Source organism: uncultured Roseovarius sp., from assembly GCF_913054395.1.
Taxonomy (GTDB): domain Bacteria; phylum Pseudomonadota; class Alphaproteobacteria; order Rhodobacterales; family Rhodobacteraceae; genus Roseovarius.
The window spans coordinates 1-26,002 of sequence record NZ_CAJXIP010000023.1; the positions used below are offsets into that span (position 1 = coordinate 1).

Below are 26,002 nucleotides of genomic sequence, written 5' to 3' on the forward strand. Positions count from 1 at the left end.
AAACGGTGCAGGACGACAAAAACCCGGCGGTTAAACGCATGGGCGAAGTTCTGAACATCGTCGAACCTGGCTACATTGACGATTACATCAGCCAGGGTCGCGGGGGCGTCAACCGGCAGGTTACTTTGCGACAACTGCAAGGCGGCTCGCCGCAGGTTTATGGCGACAAGGCGGACTGGATCCGTTCGGAGGCCTGTTTGAAACTGGATCTTGGCAATGGCCGACTGCCCGGCTTGCTGGTACTTGGTGCCGAGGACCCGCATCAGTTTACGCCGCAACATGGCACAGATTTGCTGACCTTTTTTGGCGACGTGTTCGAACGGTCTATGCGTCACTGGCTGTCTTGAGCCTTATATCTCCGGCCTGCAGGGATGCCTTGCAAAACTGGCTGGCCAATCAAAGTGCGCTGAATGGTGCTGCCGAAAACACTCTCATCGCTTATCGCGGCGACGTGGCAGAGTTTCTTTCGTTCATGACGCTGCATTTCAGCAGCCCGCAAGGGCTGGGTGCGTTACAAGCCATCTCAATTGGCGACATGCGTGCCTGGATGGCCGAGACCCGTAATTCAGGCACTGGTGCACGATCGCTGGCACGCAAACTGTCGGCGGTCAAAAGCTTTTACCGCTGGCTGTCAGAGCGCGAGGGGTTCGAGCCCACCGCCGTTCTCGCCACCCGCTCTCCCAAGTTTCAGCGCAAGCTGCCGCGCCCGCTGTCGCCCGAGGCCGCGAGCGAGATGATTGACACGCTTGAAATGCAATCGCTCACCCCGTGGATTTCGGTCCGCGATCAGGCGGTTGTCACCCTGCTTTACGGCTGTGGCTTGCGGATATCCGAGGCCTTGGGCCTGACCGGGGCGGATCTTCCGATCGGCAGCACACTTCGGATCATCGGCAAGGGCAACAAGGAACGCATGGTGCCGGTCATCGCCCCCGCCCGCGATGCGGTCGAACGCTATGTCGCGATCTGCCCCTATGAGATCACCCCGCACAGTCCGGTGTTTCGCGGCGCGCGCGGCGGCAAACTTAACCCGCGGGTGATCCAGAAGGTGGTCGAACGCACCCGGATGCAGCTTGGCCTGCCCGCCACAGCCACGCCACATGCCATGCGCCACAGCTTTGCCACCCACCTTTTGAATGCGGGCGGCGACCTTCGCGCGATTCAGGAATTGCTGGGCCATGCTTCGCTTTCGACCACGCAGGCCTATACCGGCGTCGATACCGCCCGCCTGCTTGACGTCTATGCCCGCGCCCATCCGCAGGGGCGCGGCTAGGCCGTTATCACACTCACGTGGCCTCACGTAATAGTTAAGTTCCATTTCAGTTCAAACATGCAAGGGTTCCGCGTGAATGGCCCCTGGGCCTCGTGAATGAAATGGAGATTTATTATGAAACGTCAGCTTTTTGCCGCCGCGACCCTCGCCGCCAGCCTTTTGATCGGCCAGACGGCAGTGGCCTCGGAGTGCAAGGTCGATGTCGAGGATCCGTTTGATCTTGAGGCGGCTCAGATCACCGAGATTTACGACTGCATCAAGGCCGAGATGGTCGAGAACTACACCAAGGGCGACAACGATGTTGCGGCGGCCTATCGTGACTGGACCGTAAGTTCGACCCGTCCCGCCGTGGCCGGTGCGCATGGCAACCGCCTGTTGCAGACCTTCGCCAATGACATCGCCGCCGAGCAATACCTGAAATTCGCCGAAGACGGCGTCGTGATGCCGGTCGGCTCGGTTCTGGCCAAGGAAAGCATCACCATCAGCAAGAAGAAAAAGAAGGCCGTGACCGGCCCGCTGTTCATCATGACCAAGGTCGAGGCCGGTGGCGCGCCCGAAACCGCCGATTGGGTCTATTCGGCGGTTCAGCCCAACGGCAAGATGATGAAGTTCAAGCAAAGCTTCTGTCATGACTGCCATGTGTCATGGGAGGCACAGGACATGCTGGCCTATCCGCTCGAAGAGGTCCGCGTTTCCAACTAGGGCAACGCATCCGGCAAATTGGCCCGGCTCCCATTGGGGGTCGGGCTTTTCTTTTTGCATCTTAGGCCCGGCTGGTTCATTAAGCGGTCATGACACCACGTATGCGCGCTTTGCTTGTTCACCTTCTGACCGCCACCGGGGCGGTTTTTGCAATGTTGGCCATGTTGGCCGCGATTGACCGGGAGTGGGAATTGATGTTCCTGTGGCTGGTCGTCGCCTTTGCCGTCGATGGCATCGACGGGCCGCTGGCGCGCAAATTCAACGTCAAAACCCACGCGCCCGAATTCGATGGCGTGTTGCTTGACCTGATCATCGACTATCTGACCTATGTGTTCATCCCGGCTTTTGCGCTGTTCAAATCCGACCTGTTGCCGGGCTGGACGGGATGGATGGCCATTATCGTGATCACCTTTGCAAGTGCGATGTATTTCGCCGATACCCGCATGAAAACGCTTGATAATTCGTTTTCCGGCTTTCCGGGGTGCTGGAACATGCTGGTGCTGGTGATGTTTGCAATCGAGCCGAACTTCTGGATCATCCTGACGCTTGTTGCGGTCTTGTCGGTGGCAATGTTCCTGCCGCTCAAGTTCATCCATCCGGTGCGTACCGAACGCTGGCGCTGGATATCGCTGCCGATGGCTCTGGCCTGGACATTCTTTGCAGGCTGGGCGGCTTGGGTGCATTTCGACCCGCAAAGCTGGGCGCATTGGGGGCTTGTAATCACCAGCGTCTACCTGATTTTCGTCGGAATTGTGCAGCAAATCATCCCGCAGCGCGGCGACCTCTAAGGGCTCAGATCAAAAGCCCTGCCGCGCCCTCGTGGCGTAGCAGCCAGACCTTTGTCTCGACCCCGCCCTGTCCGGAATAACCACCAAGACCCGAGGCGGCCAGAACCCGGTGACAGGGAATGATCAAGGGAACCGGATTGCCGCCACAGGCCGTGCCAATCGCCTGCGCCGAGGCCCCAAGGCGGGCCGCAAGATCGCCATAGGTGACGGTTTCGCCGAATGGAATGTCACACATCGCATCGCAAACCCGGCGCTGAAACTCTGACCCCGCCACGTTGAGCGGCAGGTCGAACCGCGTCAGGCGCCCCTCGAAATAGGCCGCAAGCTGGGCCAGGGCCTCGGTCAGTTCGGGTGTTGCATCCTGCGCAACCCCCTCGCCCCACTGAAGCGCGGTGATCGCACCCCCCTCGCTGATCACACACAGCGGGCCAATCGGCGAAGTCAATGTGGCGGTTGGCATGGCGCCCCCTTATCCCCGCGCGCGGGCGTGCAGGTCGCTGACCTCGCGGCGAAGGATCACAGCCAGGTAAACCGACAGGACCGCCGCGAAAAAGCACCAGACGGAAATGAATGCATAGGCATAAAACGCGTAAGTCAGCACCAAAGAGGCCATAACCAACACGCCAAACACCTGTATCAGGCGATGCGACGAAAGCAAAAGCGACCCGATCACAATCACGGCGTAAACCGCGCGCAGGATGCTGCGGTCGATGAAACCCTCATAGATCAGTATTGTCTTGTACTCCAGCGAGCGCTGAATCACCTCCACGCGCAGCCAGTCCTCGATCAGAGCAGCCGGCAGGAACACCGAAAGCCCCGAAAAGAACCCGGCAATGGCCATCAGTCCGGCCAATCGCCTGCGCGTCGCGTCGGCCTCGACCGTCCAGACGGCAAACGGCACCCAAGCCAGCCAGAAAAAATGCGAAAAGAACAGAAACCCACGAGAGGACAGGCAAACGGCGGTCTCATTGCCACCCACCAGCGCAAGCCAGAGGATGCCTTCAAGAATTTGCTGAACACCAAAGACAAGCGGGAAGATCCCAAACGCCAACCACGCGGGATTGGTGCGGCGCACCTCCAGAACCGTGTAAATCCCCGCAGGCACGAGCACGGCGGCAAGCGTGAAACTGGCCGTTGCGGAAAAGCACATCCCGGTCTCCTTTCCATGCGCCGATGCGCATGCGTCCAGCCTTTACGATAGCGTCGCCAAGGCCGGACGCATTGCGTTATGTCAATGCCTCATTGGCTGTCGAGCAACACCGCCTCAACCCGGCGGTTCGCCTCGCGACCGGCCGGGGTGCGATTGCTGGCAATGGGGGCGAGATAGCCAAGCCCCTCCGCCTCAAGCTGGGCGCTGGCGACGCCGTGGACGGTCACCAGCCGCTCCAGAGCGGCGCGGGCGCGGGCGCGCGACAATGCGCTGTTGGCATCCAGAGCGCCGACGCTATCGGTATGCCCCACTAGCGCCACCCGCCGCGCGGGGTCAGCGTTCAGAAACTCAGCCAGAGCCAGAAGGCTGGCATAAGGTCCCGGCCCGAGCGTCGTTTCACCCGAGGCAAACTCAAGATCGCGCAGCACGGCATGGCCTTGCTCCAACAAGGCTTGCGCCAGCGGGTCGGCATTGGGGGCATCCCCCTTCGTATCCTTTTCGACAGAACCGCCCGGCGCCGTCTGAAGCATCGCGCCACCGGCTTCGGTGATGTGGCTGATCTGGACATAACCGGTCTCGCCGGCGCGGCTGACCACGAGGGCGGCATATTCGGGCGGGCTCCCCTCCCGACGCGCCGCCAGATAGCGGAAATCGAACAGGTCGACGAACATGTCGGGCGCCGGTAAAATCGGCGTGTTGAAGCGGAAGTCGAACCCGCCGCAGTCCTGGTCACTGCACTCGAAAAGCACCTGCCAACCGGCGGCTTCCAGCGTGGCGCGCAGCGGCGCCAGCACCTGAAGCGTGGTCAGCCCCTGCCCGGTAAAGCGCCAGGCCTGTTGGGTGACGCGCCCATCAAGGCGCTGGCGCGGCTGCGTACCGTTTTCAAATGGGCCGGTCGGCAGAAAATAGGTATCGGCCTCCTGCACAACCTCGGCACTCATTACCGCGTTGCCCGGCAAGGTCAGCTCAAGCGCCCCGCCGGAATGCGGCAGGCAAAGCGTCACAACAAGGGCAAGCCAGCGGCGCACGCTCCTACCGGGCCTGCGCGTGATACTCGGGGTTGGGCTGCATGCCCGTGGCGCTTGCCACCCGGTTGGTCATGTTGAAAAATGCCGCCACGTTGGCGATGTCCCAGATGTCACGTTCGCCAAAGCCCACATCGCGCAGCGCGGCACGGTCTGCCTCTTCGATGGTGGCGCTGGCGGTGGTTACCTTGGCCGCGAAATCAAGCATCGCACGCTGGCGGGCATCAAGCGGGGCGACGCGGTAATTCATCACCATCGCCTCGCCGAGCGCCGGATCACCGGAAAGCTGGCGCACGGCGGCGCCATGAGCCACCTGACAATACCAGCAGCGGTTGATCGAACTGACAACCACCGCGATCATCTCGCGCTCAAGCTTGCTCAGCCCGCTGTCGGCCAGCATCAGGTCGTTATAAAGCGCGGTGAATGTATTGAGCTTTTCGATGTCAAAGGCATGCGCCTGAAGCACATTGGGGATCATACCGAGCTTGTCCATGCAGATATCGAAATACTTCTGCGTGGCGGGCGGCAGGGGATCAACCATGGGCAGGTCGAGGGCGGTGGTCTGGTCTGGTTTGCTCATTGTCATCATGCCTTTTGTCGATAGTGGTACTGTCCCGCAAGCGTCATGCCAAGCGAGGTATAAAGCGCGTTGGCGCCAGTATTGGCCTGGGTGCAGACCACGCTCATGTGGGTGGCACCATGGGATGCGGCCCATGTGGCGGCGGCCTGCATGACGTAACGCCCCATGTTCTTGCGGCGGCTTTCCGGCGAAACCTCCAGCGCGTGAACCATGGCGATACCCGCATGGATGGCGCAAAAGGCGGTGGCGGCGGCGCGGTTGTCGGCGCGCCCGAAAATCGAGGTTTTGGGTGCCTCTGCGCGGCGCATCACGTTGATGCGCCCCGGCCCGATGCCGCCCGCCGCCCAGATATCAAGCTGGATCGCCAGAGGCTCCCATATGGCGAAGGTGCTGGTGCGCGGGGTCGGGCGGGCAAGATCGGCAATCGGGGCGAGATAGATATTGACCGGATCGACGATCACATACCCCCGCTCTGCCAGCAGCCCGTCAAGCGCGCTGTCGCCCTCGCGAATCATGAACAAGGCGGGTTGATCCAGCGCTTGCATGGCGATTTCCGCCTCGGCCAGCTTGTCAGCCGTCACTGGCCCCCGCGCGGTGGCCGAAGAGACGCGCTTGCCGCCGCCCTGCCCGTCGCGGATCAGCCAATCGTCAAGGCTGGTTACGGTCGCGGGGGGCCAGGTGCCCTCGACAACGTCATAAAGGGTTTGAACATCAGGGGTCATGCGGGAAAAATCGCCACAAGCTCGGCCATTGCGGCATCGACACGGCTTCCATCCTGACCGCGAATGACGATATTGGCGCCATAACAGCCGTTGCGCTGAAACGGGTAAGAGCCGATCGACAGGTCCGAATAGCGCCCCGCCAATTCGGTCAGCGGCCCGGCAATATCGCCTTCGCCGCGATGAATCTCAAGGTTTTGCGACAGAACCGGCGCGCCGCCCGTCAGGGTCGGCAGAACGCTGGCCAGCATCGCCTGAAAGATCGAGGGCACCCCGGCCATCACATGCACATTCTCGATGCTGAACCCCGGCGCGGCACTGATCGGGTTGTCGATCAGCCTTGCGCCATCGGGAATGCGCGCCATTCGCAGGCGCGCCTCGTTCAATTCCAGCCCCGACCGGTCGTAATGCGCGGTCAGGATTGCGCGGGCATCGTCGCGAATGCCGATCGGGCGATCAAAGGCGCGGGCCACGTTTTCCGCGGTAATATCGTCATGCGTCGGCCCGATGCCGCCCGAAGTGAACACGGTGTCATAGTCGGCACTCAGCGCCCTTACGGCGGCAACAATGGCGTCCGGGTCGTCGCTGATCACGCGGACCTCTTGCAGGTCAATCCCGGCCTTGGTCAGCTCTTGGGCGAGGTAGTGCATATTTGCATCGCGCGTGCGCCCCGACAGGATCTCATCCCCGATGACTAGCATGGCGGCGGTTGGGTTCGGCATGATCCGGGCCTCCTTGAACAGAACCATGACCCGGTATAGGCCTGCTGTCATGCGCTTTCAAACCCCTCTTGTGCCTGCCGTGCTTATCGGCCGCTATAAACGGTTCCTCGCCGATATCCGGCTGGACGACGGGCGCGAGGTCACCGCCCATTGCGCCAACCCCGGAAGCATGATGGGGCTGGCAGAACCGGGCATGAAAATCTGGGTCGAGCCGAATGACGACCCGAAGAAGAAACTGAAATACGGCTGGCGTCTGGTCGAGCACGCCAACGGCCATTTTACCGGCGTCGATACAAGCCTGCCCAACCGCGCCCTGCGTGCCGCGCTTGAGGCGGGCGAGATCGCAGAGCTTGCGGCCTATGGAACCGTGCGCCCGGAACAGAAATACGGCACCAACAGCCGGATTGATTTCCTGCTGCAAAGCGCGGGATTGCCCGATGCCTATGTCGAGGTGAAATCAGTGACCCTGTCACGCGCGCCCGGCCTTGCGGAATTCCCCGATAGTGTGACCGCGCGAGGCGCGCGCCATCTGGCCGAGCTGGCCGAAATGGTGCGGCTTGGGCATCGTGCCGTGCTGTTTTACCTGGTTCAGCGCAGCGATGCACAATCGGTCGGCGTGGCCCGCGATATCGACCCGACCTATGCCGCAGCCCTTGAGCATGCCCGCGCCGCCGGGGTCGAGGTTCTGGCCTATGGCACCGATATTGCCCCGGAAGCGATCACAATCGCAGAAAGACTTCCCTTGCGGTAACCTGTCCCTCTGGTCCTTTCCTGCAAATAGGCCTAGACAAAGCGAAAATGTCACAACTGCACGAGAGGGCCAAGCGTGACCGGAAAACATCGTGGACGACTGACGCGCGAGGGAATTCGCATCCATGAGGCTGCGGATTTCGCAGGCATGCACAAGGCCGGCGAACTTGCCGCGCGCATTCTGGATGAGATCGCGGATCAGGTTTTCGTCGGCCAGAGCACAGGCTCAATCGACAAGCTGATCGAGGACAAGGTCAATGAGGCTGGCGCCAAATCGGCGACGATCGGCTATAAGGGCTATCGTCATGCCAGCTGTATCAGTGTCAATCACGTGGTCTGTCACGGCATACCGGGTGAAAAACTTTTGAAAGACGGCGACATACTGAACGTCGACGTGACGGTGATCGTCGATGGCTGGTTTGGCGACACATCGCGGATGTATGTGGCAGGCAAGCTTAGCCGCAAGGCAGAGCGGCTAATCCAGATCACGCATGATTCGCTGATGAAGGGAATTGAGGCCGTCAAACCCGGCAACACCTTTGGCGACATCGGCCACGCGATCCAGTCTTTTGTCGAGGCACACCGCATGTCGGTGGTGCGTGATTTCTGCGGTCACGGCCTTGGCCGGGTGTTTCACGCCCCACCCAACGTTCTGCATTACGGGCGCGCAGGCACCGGGCCGGTTCTCGAAGAGGGCATGTTTTTTACCATCGAACCGATGGTAAATCTGGGCCGCCCGGAAACCAAGGTCCTGGCCGATGACTGGACCGCAGTGACGCGCGACAAATCCCTTTCGGCACAGTTCGAGCACTCGATCGGTGTCACCGCAACCGGCGCCGAGATCTTCACGCTTTCGCCGGCGGGCCGGTTTCACCCAACCTGGGGCGCATGATCTCAGACGGCGCGCAGAACCGCGCCGGGGTTCATGATCCCCTTGGGGTCAAGTGCCGCCTTGATCGCCCGCATCGCCATTAGTTTTGCCGGATCGCCATAGCGCTCAAGGTCATCGACCTTGAGCCGCCCGATGCCATGTTCGGCAGAGACCGAGCCACCCATCTCGTGCACAAGGTCATGCACCGCCCGCTTGATCAGGTCACGCTCGCCGTGATGATCGGCGCGGTTTTTTCCGGGCGTCGGAAAGACATTGTAATGCAGGTTGCCATCGCCAAGGTGGCCGAAACAGTTGATCCTGAACGCCCCTAAAGCCGCGATAACCCCGCGGCCTTTCTCGATGAACCCGGGGATCGCCCCCATCGGCAGGGAAATGTCATGCGAGCTGATAGACCCGACACGCCGGTTGGCCTCGGGGATTTGTTCGCGCACCTCCCAAAAGGCATGACGCTGCGCCTCGGACTGGGCGATCATGCCGTCGCTGACCAACCCGGCCTCCATCGCCTCGCCAAAAAGCGTCTCAAGCGCCCCGGCCGGATCAAGCCCGCGCGCGAGGCCGACCTCGATGAGCACGAACCACTCGGGGGGGGCATCGAACGGCAGGCGGATATCAGGCAGTTCCTGCGCCAGAAACTCAAGCCCTTGGCGATGCATCAGCTCGAAGGCGCTGACACCCTCGCCCATGTGACCGCGCGCCATTGCCAAAAGATCCAGCGCCGCACGCGCGTCGCGGACCACCATCAATGCCGTCCCCTCACCGCAGGGGCGCGGATAAAGCTTGAGCGCGGCGGCGGTGATCACCCCAAGCGTGCCCTCCGAGCCGATCAAGAGGTTCCTCAGGTCATAGCCGGTATTGTCCTTGCGCAGCCGCCGGAGACCATGCCAGACCTGCCCATCGGGCAGGACCGCCTCAAGCCCAAGACAAAGGTCGCGCGCATTACCATAGCGAAGCACATTCACGCCGCCCGCATTGGTGGCCAGGTTGCCCCCGATCCGGGCCGAACCCTTGGCCGCAATGCTCAATGGGAAAAGCCGGTCGGCAGTGGCCGCAGCTTCGTGAATGTCCTGAAGGATCGCACCGGCCTCGACCACCATGACATTATCTTCGGGATAAATCCCGCGCACCGCCCGCATCCTCTCAAGGCTCAGGATCACCGGCAGCGCGCCTTCGGGGCTGAGCTGTCCGCCGACAAGCCCGGTCCCGCCGCCATAGGGCACAATCGGCACGGCGGCCTCTGACGCGGCGCGCACCACCCTTGCCACATCTTCGGTGCAATCAGGCGCTACAACAACGCCCGCCCGCCCCTGCCAACGGCCGCGCGGCTCTTCCAGATAGGCCGGAGCGATATCGCGAAAGGCCCCAGCGGGCAATTCTGCGCGCAGGCGGTCAACAAAAGCGGGGGTCACAGAGTTCAACGTCATCCGCCCTACCTATCACGCGGGCCTTGGCATTCCAGCCTTTTCATCTTTCCATAAATACTCACGTTCCGACAGCCGCCGCAAAACGCACTGCTCACTCGTCCTCGCGCAGATAGGCGGGACGCAAAACCATGATCGTCGGCCTGTCTGGCAGGCTGCGCAAGGACAGCTCAATCTCGCTGGCCTTGGCGAAAGTGATCGCAAAATCATCCTCCATCCCGCCCAGAAACCGCCCCAGCGTGGCATCGCCAAACCAGTGCATCGGGATGACCACGCTGGCCTTCACACGGCGCAGGACGCGCATCATGCTGCCCAGATCCATGGTAAACCCGCCATCCACCGGCGCCATCACCACATCCATCCGGCCAAGGGCGGCATATTGATCGTCGGACGGCTCGTGATGCAGATGCCCAAGGTGCGCGATGCAAAGCCCCTCGGCCTCGAAGACGAAAATCGAATTCCCCTTCGGCTCGACCCCGCCCGCGAAAGAGCGGATATCGGTCGAGACATTGCGCACCACCATGGCCCCAAGATCAAGATGGTGTTCAATCCCCTCGCCAACAGGCCCCCACCCCGGCAAGACATGCGGAATGATCGGATCGGGGCTTGCGGTCCAATGGGTCTCATGGGCGTGGTTCATCGTCACCACATCGGGGATGAAATCGACATTGCCGATAAAGCCGGTGAAATCCGTCACCGCCGAAATATCCCCTGCCTGAATAAGAAAGGACGCATGGGCGATATAGCGCAACCGCACGCCATACTCGGGCAGAACGTCGCGAAACCCCGCCTTATGGACATAGCTCAGCCCCGGCGTTTCCTGCGCGAGCGCGATGCAATGGCTTGGTCGCCGCTCCTGTGCGGCGGCCTGAGTGGCAGCCTGAGTGGCGAGAAGCAGACAAGAAAGGACAATTCTGATCACCGGCATTCCTCCTTCACTTGAAAGAGGATAGCACAATCTACCCCTTCGTCAGCCCTTTCAGGTCGTCTCAGTGCGGCGCGACAAGCCCTCAGCCGACATCGGTGCGCCCGCGGCGATCCGCCCGCAGCGCCGCATAAAGCACATGGGTGCGCCAGCGGCCATTGATCTGAAGATAGCTCTGCGCCACGCCTTCATACTTGAAGCCGCATTTTTCCAGCAAGCCGCGCGACGCTTGGTTTTCGGGCAGGCAGGCCGCCTCGATCCGGCTGAGATCAAGGCGTTCAAAGGCGTAATGCACCACGCCTTCGATCGCCTCCTGCATATAGCCCTGACGCGAAAACTCCTGCCCGATCCAATAGCCAAGCGTGCCCGCCTGCGCCGGACCGCGCCGGATGTTATCCAGCGTGATCGCCCCCAAAAGCACCTCATCCTCGCGCCGGATCAGAAACAGCGGCACCGCACTTCCGTTGGCAATCGAGCGTTGCGCCCAATAGACCCGGTTGGAAAACCCCTTGCGCGCCAGGTGATCCTCGGCCCAGAGCGGCTCCCACGGGGTAAGGAAATCGGCACAGCGCGCGCGTAATTCGCTCCAGTATCTGAAATCGCCGATCACCGGCTGGCGCAGGGTAAGACGCTCTGTCTCGATCCTAAGCTTCCGGCGCGGCAACAGCATCATCAGGCGGCGCGCCTCTCGTTCAGGCTTGCGAGCGTCGGCGCATTCCCGACCGGGCCATAAAGCGCCAACGCCGAAGGCGCCCGCGCTATGGTCGCCTCGGCGATCCGGCTTACATCCTCAAGCGAGACCGCATCTATCCGCTCGACCATTTCGGTCAGGTCGGGCACACGGCCCCAGATCTGAAGCATCCGCGCCAGGCGCTCGGCTCGGTTCGACGGGCTTTCAAGCCCCATCAAGAGCCCTGCCTTCATCTGGGCGCGGGCGCGTTCGACCTCGGCGGCGCTCATGTCATCGGCGGCGCGCTTCATCTCGTCAATCGTGATGCCCGCGAGATCGCCCAGCTGATCGGCAGAGGTGCCCGCGTAGATCGTCATCATCCCGGTATCGGCATAAGCCCCGGCCTGAGCGTAGATGGTATAGCAGAGCCCGCGCTTTTCGCGGACCTCCTGAAACAGGCGCGACGACATGCTGCCGCCAAGCGCGCTCGCGTAGATCTGGGTCGTATAGATATCGGGATCGGCGTAGTTGGGGCTTTCAAAGGCAAGTGCGAAATGCGCCTGTTCCAGATCCTTGACGTGACGCGCCTCGCCGCCCTGAAACCGGGCCAGCGGCGGTTCGATCACGGTGCTGGGGATCATGTCGCCGAACATATCGGTGGCCATACGCACAAGTTCGTCATGATCCACGGCACCCGCCGCCGACAGGACCATCTGGCCGGGGCGGTAATACTGGTCGACAAAGCCCTCAAGATCGGGGCGCGCAAAGCCGCGCACCCGATCCTCAGCGCCCAGAATGGTGCGGCCAAGCGGGTGATCGGGATAGGCCTCTTCCTGCAACCAGTCAAAGATGATGTCGTCGGGCGTATCGGCGGCCTGTCCGATCTCCTGAAGAATCACGCCACGCTCGACCTCGATCTCGCGCGCATCGAATACCGGATTGCGCAGGATATCCGCCACCACATCAAGCCCGAGCGCCACATCTTCCTTCAGCACCCGCACGTAATAGGCGGTCACCTCGCGGCTGGTATAGGCATTGATATAGCCACCGACATCCTCGATCGCCTCGGCGATCTGCAACGCGCTGCGCCGTTTGGTGCCCTTGAAAGCCATGTGCTCCAGGAAATGCGCAATACCGTTCTGTTCGGCCCGTTCGTTGCGGGCCCCGGCCAGAACCCAGACGCCGATGGCGGCCGATTGCAGCCCCGGCATATGCTCCGTGACGATGCGAAATCCGTTGGGAAGGGTGGTCAGCTGGACACTCAATTGGCGATCCGTTCCTTGATAAGGGTTTCGATGGCACGCAAGTCATTGGCCACCCGCGTAACGCGTTCTGGCCGCTCGTAGAGGTCGGCCATGCGTTCCGGCAGCGGCGCATCCTGGCCCGAGGCCTCTTTGACAGCCGCCGGGAATTTGGCCGGATGGGCCGTGGCCAGCGTGACCATCGGCACACCGGCCTGGCGCATGGTCTCGGCGACATGCACACCGACAGCGGAATGCGGGCAGAGCAATTCGCCGGTCGCAGCCCAGGTGCGCGAAATCGTGGCGCGGGTTTCATCCTCGTCGCAACGACCGGAATCAAAGCTTTCGCGCAGCGCCTGCAACGCGCCCTGACTGACCGAAAAGCCGCCCGCCTTAAGCTCGTCCATCAATTGCGCCACAGCGCCGCCATCCTCGCCGTAGGCATAATACAGCGCGCGCTCGAAATTCGAGCTGACCTGAATATCCATCGAGGGGCTGATCGAAGGGATCACGCCGTCGGGTTTGTATTCACTGGTCGAAAGACAGCGATGCAGGATGTCGTTCTGATTGGTGGCTACCACAAGCCGGTCAATCGGCAGCCCCATGCGCCGCGCGATGAAGCCTGCGAAAATGTCACCGAAATTGCCGGTGGGCACGGTAAAGCTTATCTTGCGATCCGGCGCGCCAAGCGACACGGCGGCGGTGAAATAATAGACCACCTGCGCCAGAACCCGTGCCCAGTTGATGCTATTGACCCCGGCAAGGCCAACCGCATCGCGGAATTCAAAGTCGTTGAACATATCCTTGACCCGCGCCTGCGCGTCGTCAAAGTGCCCGTCGATGGCGAGCGCGTGCACGTTATCCTCTGACGGGGTGGTCATCTGGCGGCGCTGCACCTCGGAGACGCGGCCATGCGGGTAGAGGATGAACACATCCACTGCATCAAGCCCGCGAAACGCCTCGATCGCCGCTGATCCGGTGTCGCCGCTGGTGGCGCCGACGATGCAGACCCTCTGGCCCGAGCGTTTGAGCGAGAACTCAAACAGCTGACCGATCAGCTGCATCGCGAAATCCTTGAAGGCAAGCGTCGGGCCGTGGAAAAGCTCCAAAAGGAAATGCCCGCTATCAAGCTGTTTCAGAGGGGCGCGCGCGGCATGGCCGAACCCGGCATAGGCGCGCGAGATGATACCGCGAAATTCGGCGTCGGTGAAGGCATCGCCCAGAAACGGACGCATCACGCGAAAGGCGACCTCTTCATAACTTTGGCCCTCAAGCGCGCGGATATCGGCCGCGCTCATTTGCGGGATCGTTTCGGGCAGGTAAAGACCGCCATCGCGCGCCAACCCGGTCAGCATCGCCTCTTCAAAGCTGAGCGTGGGTGCATTGCCCCGTGTCGAGATGTATTTCACGTCGTTTTGCCTTTCTCTGCCTGCCGCGTCCGCCACAGGAAAAACCCGGTCATCACCAGCCATATAACGGCCAGTGAATACCATGTAATTGCATAGTTGAGGTGATCGTTCGGAATGCCGCTTATGTCCAGCGGCAGCGGCGTCACCCCCGGTTCCAAGACCGACATCTTACGCGCAACCACCAGGATCGGCTCGGTCTTGAGTATCTCGGCCATCGGGGTAAGATCGCGCGCGAACCAGATATTGCCCGTCACGTCATTCTCCGGCGTCGAACTTAGCCGCTCGTCGGGCCAGTGAAGATTACCGGTAACCTCAACCGCGCCCTCAGGCGGGGCCGGGAGAGGATCATTCACCGAGATAAAGCCGCGGTCCAGAAGCACCCGGCGCGTGCCGGTGTCAAAGGCCGAGATCAGCCGATAGCCGGCCCCGATCTGTTTCTGGCTGACAAGCACACGCAACACCGTTTCGTCGATCTCGCCGCTGATACTCACCGGAAGATAGCGGTGGTCGTCGATGCTCGCTGTCTCAGGCAGGCTTGTGGGCGGGGCGGAAATCCGGGCACGGATGTCGGCAAGTATCGCCTCTTTCCAGGCCAGCCGCTCAAGCTGCCAGTTGCCGAGGCCGACAAGGACCGCGGCCCCGGCCAAACCAAAGATCACAGGAATGATATAGCGGCGCACCGCGGGCCTCCGTCAAAGGAAAAGCGCGCACCCTCGTGCGCGCCCTGATGTTCTTGCCGTTCAGCGCGAAATGTTCAACCGCATTCCGCGCCGACGCCGGGCTTAGCCGCCCCAGATATAGACCGCTGCGAACAGGAACAGCCAGACCACATCCACGAAGTGCCAGTACCAGGCCGCCGCCTCGAACCCGACATGCTGTTCGGGGGTGAAATGACCGCGTTGCAGGCGGATCAGGCAGATAAAGAGAAAGATCGTGCCGATGACCACATGCGCCCCATGAAAGCCGGTCGCCATGAAGAAGTTGGCGCCATAGATGTTGCCCGAAAAGCCAAAGGCCGCATGGCTGTATTCATAGGCCTGAAAGACCGTGAAGATCGCGCCGAGGGCAATCGCGATGATCAGGCCCCATTTCATGTCGTTGCGGTTGTTTTCATGCACAAGTGCGTGGTGCGCCCAAGTTGCGGCACAGCCCGAGCACAGCAGGATCAGCGTATTGATCAGCGGCAGGTGCCAGGGATCGAAGGTCTCGATGCCAACCGGCGGCCAGACCGCATCGACCAGCGGGCTTTGCGGACCCATCGGGTACATCGCATGTTTGAAGAAGCTCCAGAACCAGGCGGCGAAGAACATGACTTCGGACATGATGAACATCATGAAGCCATAGCGCAGGCCGATCCGCACGACCGGTGTGTGGTCGCCGGTTTCGCCTTCGTTCACCACATCGGCCCACCAGCCGAACATGACGTAAAGAACGCCCACAACCCCGGCCAAAAGCATCCACGGACCATGGTCGTGGAAGAACAGGACCGCGCCGAACAGCATGACAAACCCCGCCAAAGAGCCGAGCAACGGCCAGAGAGAGGGGGGCAGAATGTGATAGTCGTGATTTTTTTCGTGTGCCATCTTTGTATTTTCCCTCGTCGAAGGCTTAGTTCAATTTTTTATCGGTTTTGTTGACCTGTTCAAGCGCCGCGTGGGCCTCTTCGGGCAGGTCAATTTCGTAGAACGTATAGGACAGGGTGATCGTATGCACGTATTTTGCGTCCCTGTCTGTCACGATTTCGGGGTCGACGTAAAAGGTTACCGGCATCTGCACCCGCTCACCGGGTTGCAACACCTGCTCGGTAAAGCAGAAACAGTCGATCTTGGTGAAGAACCCCCCCGCCTCGTAGGGGGTGACGTTATAGCTTGCGGAACCGGCGATAACGCGGTCGGTCGGGTTATAGGCCTCGTAAAAGGCAAGGCCGGTTTCGCCGATCTTCAATTCCATCTCATGCACGACGGGCTTGAATTCCCAGGGCATGTTGCGATCCTTGCTGCCGTCAAAGCGCACCTTGATGGTCTGATCCAGCACCCTATCGCTATTGGCAACCGCCACGCCGGTGGTGCCACCAAAGCCGGTCACGCGGCAGAACCAGTCATAAAACGGCACCGAGGCCCAGGCGAGCCCCCCCATGAGAACGACAACGCCCACAAGCCGGGTAACGGTTTTGAGTTTTGCATCCATCGCCATCAGTTCGTCGCTCCCTGTGTTGCAGGAACCTTGAAATCGTTGTTTGACACCTTGGCAATCGTCAGCCCGAACACCAGCGCCACGAAAAGCGCCAGCACAAGACCAAGGCCAAGGTTGCGGCCAAAGCGGCGCTTGTGCAGTTCATGTTCCTCGCGAAAGCTCATGCCCAGCCACCAAGCCCAAAGCCCGCCAATGCCGCCTCGATCAGGATCGCCGTGAAATGGGCGAAAAGGTAAACAAGCGACAGTTTGAACGCCTTCTTTTCGACGCGGTAATCGTCGGCCTCGGCCATGACTTCATCACGCCGCCATATCGCAACGGCATCACGCAGGAACATCGCGTTCAGCACAAGAGCCACGGCAAGATACACCGGCCCGCCAATTCCGGTAAACGCCGCACCAACCGCCAGAATGGCAAGCAGAACAGTATAGACAAGGATATGCCTGCGCGTCGATTTGCGCCCGTGCGTCACGGTCAGCATCGGCACGCCCGCCTTGTGGTAGTCGCCCTTCATGAAAAGCGCCAGAGCCCAGAAATGCGGCGGGGTCCACATGAAGATAAGCGCGAACATCAACACCGATTCGATGCTGATTGATCCGGTCGCGGCCGCCCAGCCGATCATCGGGGGAAAGGCGCCTGCCGCGCCACCGATGACGATGTTCTGCGGGGTCCAGCGTTTGAGGCCGATGGTATAGATCACCACGTAGAAAAAGATCGTAAAGGCCAAAAGGCCCGCCGCCACCGCGTTCGTGGCCAGCCAGAGCATCACGACCGACATCACCGCAAGGGTCACACCAAAGGCAAAGGCCTCGTCACGGGTCACCTTACCTGCGGGAATCGGGCGCTTGCTGGTCCGCTTCATCAGCGAATCGATGTCGGATTCCCACCACATGTTCAGCGCACCGGCGGCACCGCCGCCCACGGCAATGAACAGGATCGCGGCAAGACCGATGATCGGATGCACGCCAATCGGGGCCGCCAGAAGACCGACAAGGGCCGTGAACACCACAAGCGTCATCACCCGGGGCTTGAGCAGGGCGAAGAAATCGCCAAACTCGGCCTCGCCGGGCTGCGCCGCCTGGACGTTGGTGCTTGTGTTGATGGTCGCGTCGCTCATCTGGCTCTCCGCTGTCCCCTGAGGGTCACGTTTGGGATGGCTGCGCGCGCGGCGCGCGCAGCCCAATAGGCTTAGTTGGCCGAAGCCACGTCAACCGAGCGCGGCGTGCCGGCATACTCCTCGATCGCGCCTTCAAGCCATTGCTCGTACTCGGCTTCGCTCACCACCTTGACGGTGATCGGCATATAGGCATGCGCCTGACCGCAAAGTTCGGAACACTGACCGAAATAGATGCCTTCTTTTTCGGCCTTGAACCAAAGCTGGCTCAGGCGGCCGGGAACCGCATCCTGCTTTACGCCAAAGGCGGGAATGGTCCAGCTGTGGATCACGTCTGCGCCTGTCAACTGCATGACGACAACCTTGTTGACCGGAACAACAACCGACGTGTCGGTGGCCAGCAGGAATTCATCCTTGCTAAAGCCCGCCTCGACAAGCTGTGTCTCGACATCGGGTGTCATGCGGTTTTCGCCACCGGTGGCCGGCGAGCCGATCATGTAGCTGTCAAAGCCAAAATCATGATCAGTATATTCATAGCCCCAGTACCACTGATAGCCGGTAACCTTGATATGCACTTCACCCTCGGGGATTTCCTGTTGCTTGAACAGAATGGGAAGCGAAAACGCCCCGATGAACACCAGGATGACAATCGGGATGATCGTCCAGGCAATCTCGATCGGCGAGTTGTGCGTGAAGGTCGCCGAGGTCGCATTCGCACGGCGATTATAGCGCAGGGCCACGATCGCCAGAAGCACAGTCACGAACAGCACGATGGAAATGATGATCACATTGATCATCCCGTCGAGCCATTGCAGATCGCGGGCCAGTTCGGTTGCTGCGGGCTGGAACCCCAACTCACCATCCACGGGCTTGCCGACGATCTCAAGGCCTTCCTGCGCCATGGCGGGAAGGGCGGAAAGGGCGGCCAGAACGGCCATAAGGCTGGAAGTTAGTCGCATTTTAACCCCTGATCGGTTGAAGCGGTTCATATATCTTTGTACGGGTCGACCCATCCAAGGGCGGAATCCCATTGTCTCAGTCCCGTCTAAAACCATATTCTGACTCAGACGACAAGAAAGACCATTGCGGCAAACGGACGCTTTTTTGATTTAGATCAAATTAATCGCCACTGTCCTAATGCCGCTATATAGGACAAACGCCATCATGACCGATACCCCTTTTCGCCCTTTCGACAGCCTTCTGGACCGTGATACGGCCCTGAGGCACCTGCAAGAGGCCACCCGAGGCGCCGATGATGGCGAGCTTTTTCTGGAACGGCACCGGTCCGAGGGGCTGCATTTTGACGATGGCCGCGTCAAAACCGCCTCTTATGATGCCTCCGAAGGGTTCGGGCTCAGGGCCGTGCGCGGCGAGGTCACCGGATATGCGCATTCCTCCGAGGTGAACGAGGCCGCTCTGACCCGCGCCGTTGAAACCGCGCGGCTTGCGGTTGGCGACGGGGGCGGCACATTGGCCGACGCGCCCGCACGCACCAATCGCCGCCTTTACACCGATGCCGATCCGATTGCCGGGGCAAGCTTTCCGGTCAAGCTTGAAACCCTGCGCGAGATCGACGCCTTTGCCCGCGATCTTGATCCCCGCGTGGTCCAGGTCTCGGCCTCGATCGCGGCCTCACTGCAAGAGGTGACGATCCTGCGCCCCGATGGCACCGAGGTCAGCGACACCCGCCCGATGACACGGGTCAATGTCTCGGTCATCGTTGACGAACAGGGGCGGCGCGAACAAGGCAGTGCCGGTGGCGGCGGGCGTCTCGGGCTTGACGGCCTGCTTGATCCGGCCGACTGGCAGGCCAAGACCCGCGAAGCCCTGCGCATCGCGCTTGTGAACCTGCGCGCCGAGCCTGCGCCCGCGGGCGTGATGGACGTGGTGCTTGGCCCCGGCTGGCCCGGCATTCTGTTGCATGAGGCTATTGGCCATGGTCTTGAGGGCGATTTCAATCGCAAGGGCAGCTCGGCCTTTGCCGGGCTGATGGGCCAGCGGATCGCGGCGCCGGGCGTGACGGTGCTGGATGACGGCACGATCCCGGATCGGCGCGGCAGCATCACCTTCGATGACGAGGGCACACCCTCGGGCAAGAACGTGCTGATCGAGGACGGCATCCTGGTGGGTTACATGCAGGACCGCCAGAATGCCCGCCTGATGGGGGTGGCCCCGACCGGAAACGGACGGCGCGAAAGCTATGCCCATGCACCGATGCCGCGGATGACCAATACCTACATGCTGGGCGGCGATGCCGCGCCGGGCGATCTTGTGGCCGACCTCAAGGACGGGATTTATGCCGTGGGTTTCGGTGGCGGGCAGGTCGATATCACCAATGGCAAGTTCGTGTTCAGCTGCACCGAGGCGTACCGCGTGAAGGACGGCAAGGTTGGTGCGCCTGTCAAAGGCGCCACCCTGATCGGCGACGGCGCAACCGCCCTCAAGCAAATCCGTGCGCTCGGCAATGACATGGCGCTTGATCCCGGCATGGGCAATTGCGGCAAACAGGGCCAATGGGTGCCGGTGGGGGTAGGTCAGCCGACCGTTTTGATCGGCGGGCTGACCGTTGGCGGCTCTGCAACCGCTTAGCGCCCGTGGTTCGATCCGGTCTGATCCAGCGGAATGCGCTGACGCGCATAATTTGTCAAAAGACGCAAGACGCGGCGTGACGTGATACCGACCCCGTCACGCCGCCAGATTTCATCTTTCTTCAAATACTCATTTCAGAGGTCTTAGCCCCCAAAACAGGGCTGGCGGATCTGCGCAGAGGGTATACCCCTGCAATTTCAATTATTATCTCTATTTATTTCAATCAATTACCCGCATTTCCGCGCGATCTTCTCTTTTGCCTTCCTTGATTTACTGCCCGTTAACCATCCGCGCCCTACTACTGGGTACAGCAAGAAGGCGAGGCCATGATGTCCGAGGAAACACATCCTTCCACTCACCCCCCACTCCCACCCACCACGGAAGATGATCTGGCGTCCTGGCTTCGTCTCTTGCGCTCTCGCCGGGTCGGCCCTGCAACCTTTCATCGTCTCATGTCCGAACACGGCAGTGCCGAAGCGGCGCTTGATGCGCTGCCCGGTGTGGCCCGTGACGCGGGCGTCGAGGATTACGAAATCTGCCCGGTTGGCGTGATCGAGGCCGAATTGCGTGCAGGCAAGGCCGCAGGGGCGCGGCTGATGTCCTGCCTGGACGCGGATTATCCGCCCTTTCTCAAACAGATATCCGATGCGCCACCGCTGCTTTGGTACATCGGCACACCCGATATCCTGCGACGCCCGATGATCGGGCTTGTGGGGGCACGCAATGCCTCGTCCCTTGGCACCCGGATGGCCAAATCACTGGCCACCGATCTTGCGGCAGGTGGGTTCGTCATCACCTCGGGCCTTGCGCGCGGGGTCGATACCGCCGCCCATCTGGCCAGCCTTGAGGGCGGCACTGTCGCGGTGATGGCGGGCGGGGTTGATGTGATCTATCCGGTCGAAAACACCCGCCTCGCCCATCAGATCGCCGAAACCGGGGTCCGCCTGTCCGAGCACCCCATCGGCCTTATCCCGCAGGCGCGCCACTTCCCCAGCCGCAATCGCCTTATCAGCGGCATGGCGCAGGCGGTTGTCGTCGTTGAAGCGGCGGCGAAATCCGGCTCTCTCATTACTGCGCGCAATGCGCTTGATCAGGGCCGCGAGGTCATGGCCGTGCCCGGTCACCCGTTTGATGCCCGCGCCAGCGGCTGCAACATGCTGATCCGCGACGGCGCGCATCTGGTGCGCAACGCCGCCGATATCATCGACGCCCTGCCAGAGGTTCGGCACCCCGAGGTTCAGCCCGATCTGCCGCTGGATGTGCCGCAGACCACATCGCCAACCCGAAGCCTGCGAGAAACCGCAGCCCTGCATGAGCAGATCCTGCGCCGTCTTGGCCCCTCGCCGCTCGCCGAAGATCAGCTAATCCGCGATCTTTCGGCCCCGGCCCGCTTTGTCGCACCCGTGCTTCTCGACCTTGAACTTGACGGGCGGATTACCCGTCAAGCCGGCGGCCTGCTGTCACTTGCCCGCTGAGGCGCGCAGCCGAAACGTCAAAACGCGCCGCATTGACAATTCCCCTTGCCAGCCCACATGGTCCGCCGCCATAAGCCTCGTCCCGAGTCGAAAGGAAGTGCCCATGCCAGTTGTCGTTGTCGAATCCCCCGCCAAGGCGAAGACGATCAACAAATATCTGGGGCCGGGATATACCGTCCTGGCAAGCTATGGCCACGTGCGCGACCTACCGCCCAAGGACGGATCGGTCGACACCGAACACGGGTTCGAGATGAAATGGGAGGTGGGCGCCGACAGCCGCAAACATGTCAAAGCCATCGCCGATGCGCTGAAAGAAGATAACGAACTGATTCTCGCGACTGACCCCGATCGCGAAGGCGAGGCAATCAGCTGGCACCTGCAAGAGGCGCTGACCAAGCGCCGGTCGATCAAGAAGGACACCCCGGTCAGCCGGGTCACCTTTAACGCCATTACCAAAGAGGCCGTGGCCGAAGCGATGCGCAATCCGCGTCAGGTCGACATGCCCCTGGTCGAGGCCTATCTAGCCCGCCGTGCGCTGGACTATCTGGTTGGGTTCAACCTGTCGCCGGTGCTGTGGCGCAAACTGCCCGGCGCGAAATCGGCGGGCCGGGTGCAATCGGTCTGCCTGCGTCTCATCGTCGAGCGCGAAATGGAGATCGAGGCCTTTACCCCACGCGAATACTGGTCGCTCAAGGCGCTGTTTGCCACGCCGCGCGGTCAGGAATACGAGGCGCGCCTTACCGTTCTGGCAGGCAAGAAGCTTGATAAATTCGATCTGGCCAATGCCACTCAGGCCGAGCTTGCCGTTCAGGCGGTGACGTCACGCGCCCTCACCGTGAAAGCGGTCGAGGCCAAGCCCGGTACGCGCAACCCTTCGGCGCCGTTCATGACATCGACCCTGCAACAAGAGGCCAGCCGCAAGTTCGGCATGGGCGCGCGTCAGTGCATGAACGCTGCGCAGCGGCTTTATGAGGCAGGCTATATCACTTACATGCGTACCGACGGCATCGACATGGCCCCCGAGGCGGTGATGGCGGCGCGCGACGCGATCAAGGATCGTTTCGGCGAGGAATACCTGCCCAAGAGTCCGCGGATGTACAAGAACAAGGCCAAGAACGCGCAAGAGGCCCACGAATGTATCCGCCCGACGGAAATGACCCGCGATGCGGGCAAGATCAAAACCACCGATGCCGATCAGCGCAAGCTTTACGATCTGATCTGGAAGCGCACCCTTGCCTGTCAGATGGCCGCCGCGCGGCTTGAGCGCACCACGGTCGATATTGCCAGTGGTGACGAACAGGTCGAATTGCGCGCCACCGGTCAGGTGATGATGTTCGACGGCTTCCTGCGCGTCTATGAAGAGGGCCGCGACGATGTGTCCGGCGACGACGACGACCGCCGCCTGCCGCAGATCAGTCAAGGCGAACCCGCCGCCTTTGCCAAATCCTCGCTGCGCGATCAGTTCGCAAAGGCCAGCGATCAGGATGATGATGTGGTCGAGGGCGCAGGCGGCGCGATGACCCGCAGCGATGCGGCGGTTCTGGCCGCCAATGAAGCCGTGCTGGCGCTTCAGCATTTCACCCAGCCGCCGCCGCGCTATACCGAGGCGACGCTGGTCAAGAAGATGGAAGAACTTGGCATCGGTCGTCCCTCGACCTATGCCAGCGTACTCACCACGATCCAGGACCGCGAATATGTCCGCAAGGAACAAAACCGCCTGATCCCCGAGGACAAGGGCCGGATCGTCACGATCTTTCTGCTGAACTTCTTTCGCAAGTACGTGGGCTATGAGTTCACCGCCAACCTGGAAGAAGAGCTGGACGAAGTCAGCGCAGGCGCGGCCAATTACAAGGATGTGCTTGACCGGTTCTGGCGCGATTTCTCGGCCGCGATTGCCGAAACCTCTGATCTGCGGATCACCGAGGTGCTGGACGTGCTGGATGACGCGCTTGCGCCCACGCTCTATCCGCCGCGCGAAGACGGCAGCGATCCGCGCCAGTGCCCGCTTTGCGGCACCGGCCAGCTTCATCTGAAAACCTCCAAGACCGGCGGCTTTGTCGGCTGCGGCAACTACCCCGAATGCCGCTATACCCGTCCGATCGGCGGCGACAGTGCCGATGGCGGCGACCGGGTGCTGGGCGAGGATGCGGGCGATGAAATCAGCCTGCGCTCGGGGCGGTTCGGGCCTTACGTTCAGCGCGGCGAAGCCACCGAAGAGAACAAGAAGCCCCCTCGTGCCAGCCTGCCCAAGGGCTGGAAGCCCGAGGATATGGATCTAGAAAAGGCGCTCACCCTGCTGAGCCTTCCGCGCGAGGTGGGTGAGCATCCCGAGGGCGGCATGATCACCACCAATTTCGGGCGCTTTGGCCCCTATATTCATCACAAGGCCCCGGATGAAGCGAAGGGCGTCTATGCCAACCTCAAGGATCCGGCGGATGTGTTCGAGGTCGGGATGAACCGCGCGGTCGAGCTTCTGGCTGCCAAGCGGGCCAATCCGGGCGGGCGCGGGCGCGCGGCGGCCAAGGCCCTGCGGGAATTGGGCGAACACCCCGAAAGCGGCGGCCCCGTCAACGTGATGGAGGGGCGTTATGGCCCCTATATCAAATGGGAAAAGGTCAACGCGACCCTGCCCAAGGGCACCGAGCCGGGCGATGTCACCATGGAAATGGCCCTGGAATTGATTGCGGCCAAGGCCGCCAAACCGGGCAAGGGGCGCAAGGCAGCGGCGAAGAAACCCGCGGCTAGGAAGGCGACGGCGAAAAAGGCCCCTGCCAAGAAAGCGGCCCCCAAAAAAGCGGCGGCGGGCGAATAGCCCGCCCTTCCCGCCCCGGCGTGATTCCGGGACCGGATACGTAGTAACCCTTATTTTTCTGCAATGCGGCAGCGCCTGCGTTGACACGGACGGGGTAAGCACCCCATACCGTGGCAACTGAAATGCAGGAGGGGTTCTTCATGAACAAGGTCTATGGCTCGGCGGCCGAAGCGCTGGATGGGCTGCTATTCGAGGGAATGATGATCGCGTCGGGCGGCTTTGGCCTCTGCGGGATTCCCGAATTGCTGTTGCAGGCGATCAAAGAGGCGGGGACCAAGGACCTGACCTTTGCCAGCAACAACGCGGGCGTGGATGATTTTGGCATCGGCATCCTGCTTCAAACCCGGCAGGTCAAGAAAATGCTAAGCTCTTACGTGGGCGAAAACGCCGAATTCATGCGCCAGTATCTTTCCGGCGAACTTGAGCTTGAGTTCAACCCGCAGGGCACCCTGGCCGAGCGGATGCGCGCCGGTGGCTGCGGCATTCCGGGCTTTTACACCAAGACAGGTGTCGGCACCGTGATCGCCGAGGGCAAGGAGCACAAGGAATTCAACGGCGAGACCTATATCATGGAGGAAGGCATCTTTGCCGATCTCAGCATCGTCAAGGCCTGGAAGGCCGATGCCACCGGCAATCTTGTGTTCCGCAAGACCGCGCGCAACTTCAACCCGCCCGCGGCGATGTGCGGCAAGGTCTGTGTGGTCGAGGTCGAGGAAATCGTGCCGACCGGATCACTTGACCCCGATCACATCCACCTGCCGGGAATTTATGTGCATCGCATCATTCAGGGCGAACACGAGAAACGCATCGAACAACGTACCGTGAGGAGCGCATGATGACCCAAGAGAAAAAAGGCTGGGACCGCAACCAGATGGCGGCCCGCGCGGCGCAAGAGCTTGAAGACGGCACTTACGTCAACCTTGGCATCGGCATTCCGACGCTGGTCAGCAACTATATCCCCGATGGGGTCGAGGTCACGCTTCAGTCCGAGAACGGCATGCTTGGCATGGGTCCGTTCCCGACCGAAGACGAGATCGACGCCGACCTGATCAACGCAGGCAAGCAGACGATCACCGAACTTCCCCAGACCGCCTATTTCGATTCTGCGCTTTCCTTCGGCATGATCCGGGGCGGCAAGATCGCCATGGCGATCCTCGGCGCGATGGAAGTGGCCGAGAACGGCGACCTGGCGAACTGGATGATTCCCGGCAAGCTTGTCAAAGGCATGGGCGGCGCGATGGATCTTGTTGCGGGCGTGGGCCGCGTGGTGGTGGTCATGGATCACACCAGCAAGCATGGCGACAGCAAGCTTCTCAAGACCTGCACCCTGCCGCTGACCGGCACCGGGGTCGTTGACCGGATCATCACCAACCTGGGTGTACTGGATGTGGTCGAGGGCGGTCTGAAAATCGTCGAATGCGCCGAGGGCATCACCGAAGAAGACCTGCGCGCCGCCACCGAGGCAACGATCGTCTGATCTGACACCTTATATATGGGTGATCATGGCCGGGCCGGGATATCCCCCTGCCCGGCCTTTTCATGCCGGGGCAAACCCGCG

General features: G+C 61.4%; 28 protein-coding genes. 11 read left to right on the forward strand and 17 right to left on the reverse strand.

Annotated elements, in window-relative coordinates:
• The 4 genes from QZ522_RS05235 to QZ522_RS05250 all read left to right on the forward strand — a co-directional run.
• Positions 1 to 347: DUF484 family protein (locus tag QZ522_RS05235; protein ID WP_294608391.1), on the forward strand; the 347-nt coding region annotated here is incomplete at its 5' end.
• Positions 344 to 1,270 (forward strand): tyrosine recombinase XerC, encoded by a 927-nt coding sequence (locus tag QZ522_RS05240; protein ID WP_294608393.1) that lies wholly within the window; start codon positions 344 to 346, stop codon positions 1,268 to 1,270. The genes QZ522_RS05235 and QZ522_RS05240, both read left to right, overlap by 4 nt.
• 114 nt (positions 1,271 to 1,384) lie before the next feature.
• A complete protein-coding gene (locus QZ522_RS05245; protein WP_294608395.1) occupies positions 1,385 to 1,972 on the forward strand; it encodes a cytochrome P460 family protein in 588 nt (195 codons plus the stop codon).
• An 89-nt stretch (positions 1,973 to 2,061) separates the two neighbouring features.
• Positions 2,062 to 2,760, forward strand: a complete 699-nt coding sequence (locus QZ522_RS05250; RefSeq protein ID WP_294608397.1) for a CDP-alcohol phosphatidyltransferase family protein — start codon at positions 2,062 to 2,064, stop codon at positions 2,758 to 2,760.
• A gap of 4 nt (positions 2,761 to 2,764) precedes the next feature.
• Here QZ522_RS05250 and QZ522_RS05255 read toward each other — a convergent pair whose 3' ends face one another.
• The 6 genes from QZ522_RS05255 to QZ522_RS05280 all read right to left on the reverse strand — a co-directional run bounded on the left by QZ522_RS05255 (position 2,765) and on the right by QZ522_RS05280 (position 6,956).
• Positions 2,765 to 3,220, reverse strand: coding sequence for a methylated-DNA--[protein]-cysteine S-methyltransferase (locus tag QZ522_RS05255; protein ID WP_294608399.1), 456 nt, complete (start codon positions 3,218 to 3,220; stop codon positions 2,765 to 2,767).
• Between the two features lie 9 nt (positions 3,221 to 3,229).
• A complete protein-coding gene (locus QZ522_RS05260) occupies positions 3,230 to 3,910 on the reverse strand; it encodes a DUF6629 family protein (protein WP_294608401.1) in 681 nt (226 codons plus the stop codon).
• 89 nt (positions 3,911 to 3,999) lie between these two features.
• Entirely contained in the window at positions 4,000 to 4,938 is a 939-nt protein-coding gene (locus QZ522_RS05265; RefSeq protein WP_294608403.1) for an OmpA family protein, read from the reverse strand.
• Between the two features lie 4 nt (positions 4,939 to 4,942).
• Positions 4,943 to 5,515: a peroxidase-related enzyme gene (locus QZ522_RS05270; protein ID WP_294608405.1), complete on the reverse strand. Its 573-nt coding sequence runs from the start codon at positions 5,513 to 5,515 to the stop codon at positions 4,943 to 4,945.
• 5 nt (positions 5,516 to 5,520) lie between these two features.
• Positions 5,521 to 6,237, reverse strand: a complete 717-nt coding sequence (locus tag QZ522_RS05275; RefSeq protein WP_294608407.1) for a GNAT family N-acetyltransferase — start codon at positions 6,235 to 6,237, stop codon at positions 5,521 to 5,523.
• Positions 6,234 to 6,956: a molybdopterin-binding protein gene (locus QZ522_RS05280; RefSeq protein WP_294608465.1), complete on the reverse strand. Its 723-nt coding sequence runs from the start codon at positions 6,954 to 6,956 to the stop codon at positions 6,234 to 6,236. Before QZ522_RS05280 ends, QZ522_RS05275 begins: the two co-directional genes overlap by 4 nt.
• A 49-nt stretch (positions 6,957 to 7,005) precedes the next feature.
• Between QZ522_RS05280 and sfsA the strand changes: the two genes are divergently transcribed.
• The gene (gene sfsA / locus QZ522_RS05285) at positions 7,006 to 7,707 is read left to right on the forward strand and encodes a DNA/RNA nuclease SfsA (protein WP_294608409.1); all 702 of its coding nucleotides are present in this window, start codon (positions 7,006 to 7,008) and stop codon (positions 7,705 to 7,707) included.
• 75 nt (positions 7,708 to 7,782) lie between these two features.
• Positions 7,783 to 8,598, forward strand: a complete 816-nt coding sequence (gene map / locus QZ522_RS05290) for a type I methionyl aminopeptidase (protein ID WP_294608410.1) — start codon at positions 7,783 to 7,785, stop codon at positions 8,596 to 8,598.
• Positions 8,599 to 8,600: 2 nt separating this feature from the next.
• On the opposite strand, the gene QZ522_RS05295 is transcribed toward map, so the two are convergent.
• From QZ522_RS05295 to coxB, 11 genes are all read right to left on the reverse strand, one after another.
• Positions 8,601 to 10,019 carry an FAD-binding oxidoreductase gene (locus QZ522_RS05295; RefSeq protein ID WP_294608412.1) on the reverse strand — a complete coding sequence of 473 codons (1,419 nt, stop codon included), beginning with the start codon at positions 10,017 to 10,019 and terminating at the stop codon, positions 8,601 to 8,603.
• A gap of 91 nt (positions 10,020 to 10,110) precedes the next feature.
• Positions 10,111 to 10,938, reverse strand: a complete 828-nt coding sequence (locus QZ522_RS05300; RefSeq protein ID WP_294608414.1) for an MBL fold metallo-hydrolase — start codon at positions 10,936 to 10,938, stop codon at positions 10,111 to 10,113.
• Between the two features lie 88 nt (positions 10,939 to 11,026).
• The gene (locus tag QZ522_RS05305) at positions 11,027 to 11,614 is read right to left on the reverse strand and encodes a GNAT family protein (RefSeq protein ID WP_294608416.1); all 588 of its coding nucleotides are present in this window, start codon (positions 11,612 to 11,614) and stop codon (positions 11,027 to 11,029) included.
• Positions 11,614 to 12,876 carry a pitrilysin family protein gene (locus tag QZ522_RS05310; RefSeq protein WP_294608418.1) on the reverse strand — a complete coding sequence of 421 codons (1,263 nt, stop codon included), beginning with the start codon at positions 12,874 to 12,876 and terminating at the stop codon, positions 11,614 to 11,616. Before QZ522_RS05310 ends, QZ522_RS05305 begins: the two co-directional genes overlap by 1 nt.
• Complete coding sequence (gene thrC, locus QZ522_RS05315) at positions 12,873 to 14,261, reverse strand: threonine synthase (protein ID WP_294608420.1); 1,389 nt, start codon at positions 14,259 to 14,261, stop codon at positions 12,873 to 12,875. Before thrC ends, QZ522_RS05310 begins: the two co-directional genes overlap by 4 nt.
• Positions 14,258 to 14,941 (reverse strand): SURF1 family protein, encoded by a 684-nt coding sequence (locus QZ522_RS05320; RefSeq protein ID WP_294608422.1) that lies wholly within the window; start codon positions 14,939 to 14,941, stop codon positions 14,258 to 14,260. The genes thrC and QZ522_RS05320 overlap by 4 nt, the downstream gene beginning before the upstream one ends.
• A gap of 102 nt (positions 14,942 to 15,043) precedes the next feature.
• Positions 15,044 to 15,844: a cytochrome c oxidase subunit 3 gene (locus QZ522_RS05325; RefSeq protein WP_294608424.1), complete on the reverse strand. Its 801-nt coding sequence runs from the start codon at positions 15,842 to 15,844 to the stop codon at positions 15,044 to 15,046.
• Between the two features lie 25 nt (positions 15,845 to 15,869).
• Positions 15,870 to 16,454: a cytochrome c oxidase assembly protein gene (locus QZ522_RS05330; protein ID WP_294608426.1), complete on the reverse strand. Its 585-nt coding sequence runs from the start codon at positions 16,452 to 16,454 to the stop codon at positions 15,870 to 15,872.
• A complete protein-coding gene (locus tag QZ522_RS05335) occupies positions 16,454 to 16,618 on the reverse strand; it encodes a hypothetical protein (RefSeq protein WP_294608428.1) in 165 nt (54 codons plus the stop codon). The genes QZ522_RS05330 and QZ522_RS05335 overlap by 1 nt, the downstream gene beginning before the upstream one ends.
• The gene (gene cyoE / locus QZ522_RS05340) at positions 16,615 to 17,571 is read right to left on the reverse strand and encodes a heme o synthase (RefSeq protein WP_294608430.1); all 957 of its coding nucleotides are present in this window, start codon (positions 17,569 to 17,571) and stop codon (positions 16,615 to 16,617) included. The genes QZ522_RS05335 and cyoE overlap by 4 nt, the downstream gene beginning before the upstream one ends.
• Before the next feature lie 71 nt (positions 17,572 to 17,642).
• Entirely contained in the window at positions 17,643 to 18,527 is an 885-nt protein-coding gene (gene coxB / locus QZ522_RS05345; protein WP_294608432.1) for a cytochrome c oxidase subunit II, read from the reverse strand.
• Between the two features lie 205 nt (positions 18,528 to 18,732).
• Here coxB and tldD point away from each other — a divergent pair, with 205 nt between their 5' ends.
• The 5 genes from tldD (at position 18,733) to QZ522_RS05370 (ending at position 25,921) form a co-directional block, all read left to right on the forward strand.
• On the forward strand, positions 18,733 to 20,157 hold the full coding sequence (gene tldD / locus QZ522_RS05350) for a metalloprotease TldD (RefSeq protein WP_294608434.1): 1,425 nt from the start codon (positions 18,733 to 18,735) through the stop codon (positions 20,155 to 20,157).
• Between the two features lie 329 nt (positions 20,158 to 20,486).
• Positions 20,487 to 21,632 carry a DNA-processing protein DprA gene (gene dprA / locus QZ522_RS05355; protein WP_294608437.1) on the forward strand — a complete coding sequence of 382 codons (1,146 nt, stop codon included), beginning with the start codon at positions 20,487 to 20,489 and terminating at the stop codon, positions 21,630 to 21,632.
• Positions 21,633 to 21,735: 103 nt separating this feature from the next.
• Complete coding sequence (topA, locus tag QZ522_RS05360; protein WP_294608439.1) at positions 21,736 to 24,444, forward strand: type I DNA topoisomerase; 2,709 nt, start codon at positions 21,736 to 21,738, stop codon at positions 24,442 to 24,444.
• A 140-nt stretch (positions 24,445 to 24,584) separates the two neighbouring features.
• On the forward strand, positions 24,585 to 25,280 hold the full coding sequence (locus QZ522_RS05365; protein WP_294608441.1) for a CoA transferase subunit A: 696 nt from the start codon (positions 24,585 to 24,587) through the stop codon (positions 25,278 to 25,280).
• Positions 25,280 to 25,921 (forward strand): 3-oxoacid CoA-transferase subunit B, encoded by a 642-nt coding sequence (locus tag QZ522_RS05370; protein ID WP_294608442.1) that lies wholly within the window; start codon positions 25,280 to 25,282, stop codon positions 25,919 to 25,921. Before QZ522_RS05365 ends, QZ522_RS05370 begins: the two co-directional genes overlap by 1 nt.
• The last annotated feature ends 81 nt before the right edge of the window (positions 25,922 to 26,002 follow it).